5 protein-coding genes are annotated in these 6,594 nt (G+C 57.5%); all 5 read right to left on the bottom strand.

Annotated elements, in window-relative coordinates; genetic code table 11:
- Positions 1-123: 123 nt before the first annotated feature.
- The 5 genes from NA647_RS16080 to NA647_RS16060 all read right to left on the bottom strand — a co-directional run bounded on the left by NA647_RS16080 (position 124) and on the right by NA647_RS16060 (position 6,584).
- Complete coding sequence (locus tag NA647_RS16080) at positions 124-879, bottom strand: hypothetical protein (RefSeq protein WP_256058607.1); 756 nt, start codon at positions 877-879, stop codon at positions 124-126.
- A 144-nt stretch (positions 880-1,023) separates the two neighbouring features.
- Positions 1,024-2,406 carry a glycosyltransferase WbuB gene (locus tag NA647_RS16075; RefSeq protein WP_272889720.1) on the bottom strand — a complete coding sequence of 461 codons (1,383 nt, stop codon included), beginning with the start codon at positions 2,404-2,406 and terminating at the stop codon, positions 1,024-1,026.
- A 378-nt stretch (positions 2,407-2,784) separates the two neighbouring features.
- Complete coding sequence (locus NA647_RS16070) at positions 2,785-4,053, bottom strand: glycosyltransferase (RefSeq protein WP_256058606.1); 1,269 nt, start codon at positions 4,051-4,053, stop codon at positions 2,785-2,787.
- Between the two features lie 28 nt (positions 4,054-4,081).
- A complete protein-coding gene (locus NA647_RS16065) occupies positions 4,082-5,389 on the bottom strand; it encodes a hypothetical protein (protein WP_256058605.1) in 1,308 nt (435 codons plus the stop codon).
- Complete coding sequence (locus NA647_RS16060) at positions 5,337-6,584, bottom strand: glycosyltransferase family 4 protein (RefSeq protein ID WP_256058604.1); 1,248 nt, start codon at positions 6,582-6,584, stop codon at positions 5,337-5,339. The genes NA647_RS16065 and NA647_RS16060 overlap by 53 nt, the downstream gene beginning before the upstream one ends.
- Positions 6,585-6,594 lie beyond the last annotated feature (10 nt).

Raw genomic sequence — 6,594 nt, 5'->3', positions numbered from 1 at the left:
CATTAGGTGCGTAGTGTGCCCACGCTGGCCGACTCAGCTCGCAGGAAGCCAAGACGTCTCCTGCTTGCAATTTGTATCAGTCATGACGGACTGAGACGCAGCGTATACGAATGTGTTCGCTGATTATGGCCATGGCGACCGCATCAGCTTGGCCATCCCAAGTGCATTAACATTATCCGGCGAGCCGCGTCGGTGCGGATTGTCGTAATGAAACAGGACGGTAGACCGCAGCGCGTTCGGGTTACAAGGCTCGTTGGCATGCAAGCTGCGGTATCCCCAGAAAAAATACAGGTTGCCAGGGACTAGCGGCACTTTCATTGGGCGGAGCAAACCCGCGCTGATGGCCAAAGCGATCAAACGTTGACTGATGCGATTCTGGACGAGTGCTTTATCCAGCAGATTCAATAGTGCGCCGGGGCGTCGATTGCGGACATTGGGAAACACGACTAAGCGTCCTGAATCAGTGCTGGGTTCCGGTATGAATATTGGTAGCAGGACGGTAAGCATGGTCGCGTCATAATGGAATCGGTTGGACTCGCCAGCGCTGTCGCGTCCTTGCAGGCAGCGAATAACTGTCTGGATCTTTTCAAACGGCGATGGCACCTGGCCCGTTCCGCACGCATGCACCTCTAATATCAGCCGTTGAAACTCGTCTGAAGCAGCCAGTCGCTCGAAAAACGTGCCTGGCACGTCCGGATTGCCGCGTATGGCAAAGCTTTTGTCGCCATGACTCTGGGCTTCGCTTTCTATGTCGCGGCGTGCGATGACAAGGTGCTCAAGGCAAAGATAACGCTCGATGATTGCAACACCGACTTGATTCATATCGTTTGCCAGGCGCGAAACTGTTTGCGAATCGACTTCCATAAACACTGCAGACATGAAATGGCGGCTCCGTGCTGGTGCTGGTACTAGTAGCAAACTTCGGACAGGTCGTTGCGTTTCAAGGGGGCCGACGTCTTGCAGCTCCCTTCATTCCGGTTTACGTCATCATCGACACACCTCAATGACGCTAGCTTCATATGGCTATTTACGCACGACTGAAGTAAGCCATGCAGGAAGGACGCTGTGTTTGGTGGCCGCCACGCCTGGGCTGATCAAGCGTTTTGTCGGTGAGTCGCCTGCCACTGGCCTGATATCTATGAACGGCCGCAACAATTGGGGCATATCGGGCACAACATGATCGGTAACGGATTCTGTAACGGGGCCGGCAACGAAACGAGCAAGGATTCGATCCTTGTCCAGGTATTCCTGGGCATAGGCCATTGCGACTCGGTTGGGCGCCCTCATGAACAGGCATTTTTCGATGCCCGTGATCAGTGCCTCTGTACATTCCGGCTCAACGAGCGCAGCGATGCCCGGATGCTCCTTGCACAACACGCCGAGGCTCGTGCCGGGATCGGCAGTGATGACTGCATTGCCGCCCACGGCAAGAATATTAGTGAGTTTCGATGGCAGCACGGAGTCGGCTGCGCCACGGCGCTGGATCACTAGGTGACAATCAGCCGAAGCCAGCAGCGCTGGCAAATCTTCGTATGACTGCAGCGGCGCAAATACCACGTTTTTCAAGCCCTTGAGCTTGACGCTCTCCTCCAGCCTGCTCTTCCCTGCCCCTTCACCTACGATGACGAACATCAGGTCGTTTCGGGCGGCGAGCAATTCAGCTGCATCTATGACGGAGCTCAGCCCCTGTTTTTCGCCGATATTGCCTGAGTACATCAGTACTTTCTTTCTGGGATCCACGCCGAGTCGGCTCAACAGCGTCGCCGATCTTGGCACACCTTGAAACCGTCGGACTTCGGACCAGTTGGGGAACAAGCTGAGTCTTTGTTCTTGCACGCCCTTGCTCCGTGCACGTTCGATCATGCCGCCCGATATTGTGGAAATCTGATCGAATGCATTTAGCGTCCAGGCCTCGACTCTATAAGCAAGACGTTGCGCGCGCTTGCGGCTGCATATACCCAAACCGAACATGGCGTCTACCTCGAAGTCCTGGATATGCAGTACGGAGTTGGCTCGAGTGAGCTTGGCATAAAGTATCGTCTGCGCGGCGCAGAACATGGTCGGCACGATCAGAATAACTTTGTCAGGACGCCACCCGATATTGGAAAAAAGCGCGAAGGTTGATGTAACAGAAAAACTTAACAGGTGAAACAGCCGCTTGCATGCAGTCGGTTTGGCGGGAACATAGAGTGGACAGCGTATGACCGTCACGCCCTCCTCCTGGGTTTTGGCATAGCGCCAATGAGAATGGCCGGGAAATACCTTCCAGTCGGGATAGTAAGGATGGGCGGTTACCACCCGCACTTCGTGTCCGTGCTTGGCAAGCCACTCAGCCATTTCTCCGCTGTATTTACCTATGCCGGTTAGTTCAGGACTGTAGTTTATGCCATATAAAAGATATTTCATCTGCCCCTCCGATATACATCCTGCGGATTTGATAATTGATACGGATTGCGAAGTCCGAATCGAGCACAGCCAATTAAAGTGACGCGACACCTCCTTCCAGATGGCCAGCGAATTGAACGAAAATAAATGTCCGCCGCATTACCGGAAACGCTAGAGGCCGAACGAATCCCTGCGCTGGAACTTTCGTTCGCACATCGGTTTTTGTGAGTTGTGAAACTGCTGAACGCGTAGGCTTGTTGAATGATTAAGTTATGTTGTCAAACTTTATGTAAAAGGCTGTAGTCGGGCGAAATTACCCCGCTGCGCAATTAACTGAGTGCGCAGATAATTGTCGAGAGTCAATAATTGTTTATATTGCGTAGATGCCAGGTCAGCGCTTCAACGCGTCAACAATCGGCTGGTAGTTGCGGCTGCAGGACTAGAAACGGACTGAGCGATACAACTGTGGTAAAGCGCCAAGTACTTGGCAGCAACCCTTTCGTTTGCGAATTGCTCGACCACCTTCGCGCGTGCCCTGCCTCGTAATGGTTCGTGATCGTCGGCATCCAGCACCCAGCCGATCCCTTCGGCCAGGCTGGACACATCGAAGGGGTCCGCCAAGTAGCCATTTATTCTGTGATCGACGATGTCCAGCAGGCCCGTGGCGCCAAATGCGACGACCGGCGTTCCACACGCCATGGCTTCAGTGGCGGTTTGTCCGAATGCCTCTTGCAAGGAGGGCACCACCATGACATCGGCGGCGCTGTAGACGTCACGTAATTGCTCGTCGCCGGCTATGTGTCCGAAGTAATGGGTCCTGTACGGCGTGTCGAGCATGTGTTGGGAACCCGAGCCGCCAAAAACCGCCAACTCGATATTCGAATAGCCTTTTTCCTTCAACACGCTCAGCGCCGTAATCAGCTCTCGAAATCCCTTACGGTCGTCGCCCACTGCCGCTACCGCCCCAAACGCGACGAGACGCGTAGACGGCGAAATGCCAAGCCGCTCCCGGGCGAGCAAAGGAGTCTCGGGTCGGAATACGTTCACATCGATCGGATTGGGCAGTCGCCTGATGGTCAGCCCTTGCATGGCCGATGACCGCGCAGCGCAATCGACCATCCACTGACTGAGTCCGATAATCGTCAGGTTCGCGACCTGATGATAGGCGGCGGTCTTGCGCTGGGCCCCGACAGCGCTCAGATCACCAGGGTTGCTGGACTTCAGTAACGGGCAACGGCCGCACCCTGAGCTGAAGCCGTCGCAGCCACCGTCGTAATGGCAGCCGCCGGTAAACGCCCACATGTCATGCAGCGTCCAGACAATCGGTTTGTTGATCCGTTTAAGATCATCGACCGACATGCCGCCGCCGTTTATCCAATGGAGATGGACCAGGTCGGCATCGGAGGCATTGATCGACTCCACCAGATTGTCATTGGGCCAGGCACCTGAGGAAAACATGATCCTTTTTCGGGCGGCGACCAACGCCGGGACACGGTCATAGGCAACCCGAGCCAGATATCGCATTTTCTGCCGGACCGTCATTCGGGCGGGATAGATGGTCACATACTCGACCTCGGCACCCGCCCCGGCCAGGGCATTTGCGAGCCGGGATGCCGCGCGCGGCGCCCCTCCTTTCGAGCGGTACGAGGTGACGAGCAATACTTTCACATGGAGTCCTCTTCAATGCGCCCTGGCGTCAACACAAGAGTCGACTCCGGGCCCCGGTCAGCCTTGCCTCGTTCGCGATCCCGCAGAAGTAACCCAGCAGCATGCTTGAAAATAGAAACGACGACGCCGGGATTGAAAACAGGAACAGCAGTACCACGAAAAGATTGGCGAGCAGTTCCACTGTGCTTTTGTCGGTCGGTATCCGCTTGAACAGCACGTAGGATCGCCGCGCGCAGGTCAGGAAGATAAATATGAAACAGGCAGCGCCCAGTAAGCCGAACCGTGCCAGCAGCGCATAACTCAGCAAATGGATGTTGTGGGTATGTTGCCCCCCCAGTAATTGGCTATCGACCACCGATGAATCGGAACTCTGCGTCATGTCCAGGGTGTATCCGGCGCCCATTCCGAACAGTAGCGATACCGGCAGCATGGATTGCTGAATGTCCTGGCTGACGAGCGCGCCTTCGTATAAGCGCTGCTGAAGCGGTACTGGCATGTCGCCGCCCTCTTCGGCCGACAATAGCGTGAGCGTTTCATCGATGCGGCGTTCGAAACTGCTGCCCTGGAGTATTCCGAGCCCATCGAGCGCCAGGGTCAGGGCCACCAGCAAAACCGTCAGCACACAGACAAGCCGGATCTTTTTCACCCATGCAGAGCTGAAGAAATAGATCATCAGCCCGCCCACGATAGCGAGCAGCAAGGCCCTGTTGAGGCCGGCAATCTGCGGAACCACGGCAAGCAACAAGAGGCATGCATGAACGTAGCGCTTATAGGCCAGCGCGATGACCAGTGCGCAGCCCCAGAGAATCAGCAGTTCTGGCGGCGTTCCGACTTGCAGGTCCAAAACCCAGCACACTGAGGTGAGGCCCACCAGCGTCAATACCACCCGCAGCATGGTGGCGTAGGAAAATTGCAACCTGCCGATCCGATAGCACCAGGCGCCCAGCAGGAACGTCAGGAAAAACATCGCCAGGTAGGCAAGGTCCGTCACCAGATAGAAATGGCTGTTCTGCCTGAGCAACCCCAGCACCAGATACACCAGTCCCAACCCTTGCAATGCCAGCACCGCGCGCCAGAGGTTCCCGCTCGCCAGCGTGGGCTTCAGCCGTGTTTGCAACAGAAACACGGCTACGAAAAGCATGGCGGCGGCGACAACCACCAGCCGTACGTAGGGCATCGCGGTGAAGCCAACAATGCCAAGCAGATGGGTGAGCGCCGCGGACGCGACGATCGCGCTTGCCAGGCAAAACGCCGGGAACACGATGATGCTGCTGGGTCTTAGATTATTCGACAGCATCCGAACGCCTCGCGTGGGAGTTCCGATGAGGCTCGCCATTCATGCCCGGCGCGCCGCTCGGCGAACGGACGGCGCGTGTCGATTGCGTGGCGGGCGCAGTTAAAAAACCGACCAGATCATGGGCGACCTTGCCCGTCTCGAAGCGAGCCACGAAACGGGCCCTGGCCCGGACGCCGGCGCGTTGCAGCGCATCGGGTCGGGTGAGCCAGTCGAGAATGAGCTGCGCCGCGGTGCTCGCGTCGTCGAGCGGGATGAAACGACCCTCCGCCCCGTCATCGAACACCTCCGGCACCCCGCCGACCCGGCTTGCAAACACCGGAAGCCCAAGCGCCATCGCTTCGATCAGGACGATGCCGAAGCTTTCCATTCGCGAAACATGCAGGCAGGCGCGGTGGCTCGCCATCAGGCCAGCCACGTCATCCACGTGACCGGTGAACAGCACATGCGCCTCGATGCCGAGGGTTCGCGCGGCCTTCTCGAGCGCGGGCCGGTCCGGACCGCCACCCACGAACGTCAGGCGCAACGGATAACCGGCCTGGCGAACGGCCGCCGCGATTTCCAGGGCGTATCGCTGGTTCTTTCGTCGCTCCAGGGTCCCGACGCAGATCAGATCGCCCATCAGGGCGGGTCGATCAGTCGTAGGCACGGGCGCGCAAATGAAGTTCGGGATGACTCTTGCGTCTACCGCCTGCGCTTCGCGAATGCGTTCATAGAGCTTTCGCCGCATGAAGGCCGATACGAACACCAACCGATCCAGGCGTGGAATCACTCGGGCTTCGTATGCTCGGATTTCATCGAACAGCTTGCCGTCCGGTTCTATGACGCCCTTGCCTGCCCATTCATCCGCTTCCGACAGGTTGAAATGGGCGATCATCACCACACGCTGGGCCGGTGATGCACGCGCGGTGAGTGCCGCCTCGGCCGACATGGGACATTGGGCATAGACGACACACGCCCGGCCATCGGCGAGCGTGGCTTTCAGGTTCAGATACAGGCACCGCTGATGCCAGTGGCGATACCACCACAGACCGAGGCTTGCATTGAGCGGTGCGATCAGTCGGCGCACCGCGAATACCGGGTAGACCAGCCATTTGTTCCGATCGTACGGCGTCACCACCATCGGTGGCGTCCGGCCACCGGATTCGAACCACTTCGACAAGGTCCGGTAGTGGGTATGTACGCCGGTTTCACCTGTCTGGCGCAAGACCGTCGCGATGATGATTGGAATGGGCATGCCGGCTCCC

This window comes from Stutzerimonas stutzeri (assembly GCF_024448985.1).
GTDB lineage: Bacteria > Pseudomonadota > Gammaproteobacteria > Pseudomonadales > Pseudomonadaceae > Stutzerimonas > Stutzerimonas stutzeri_AP.
This window is presented reverse-complemented; position numbering and strand designations above follow the sequence as displayed.

Excerpts from the sequence above, each read along its gene's own strand:
- NA647_RS16080 (WP_256058607.1), bottom strand. The coding sequence starts at position 879 with ATGTCTGCAGTGTTTATGGAAGTCGATTCGCAAACAGTTTCGCGCCTG.
- NA647_RS16075 (WP_272889720.1), bottom strand. The coding sequence starts at position 2,406 with ATGAAATATCTTTTATATGGCATAAACTACAGTCCTGAACTAACCGGC.
- NA647_RS16065 (WP_256058605.1), bottom strand. The coding sequence starts at position 5,389 with ATGGCGAGCCTCATCGGAACTCCCACGCGAGGCGTTCGGATGCTGTCG.
- NA647_RS16060 (WP_256058604.1), bottom strand. The coding sequence starts at position 6,584 with ATGCCCATTCCAATCATCATCGCGACGGTCTTGCGCCAGACAGGTGAA.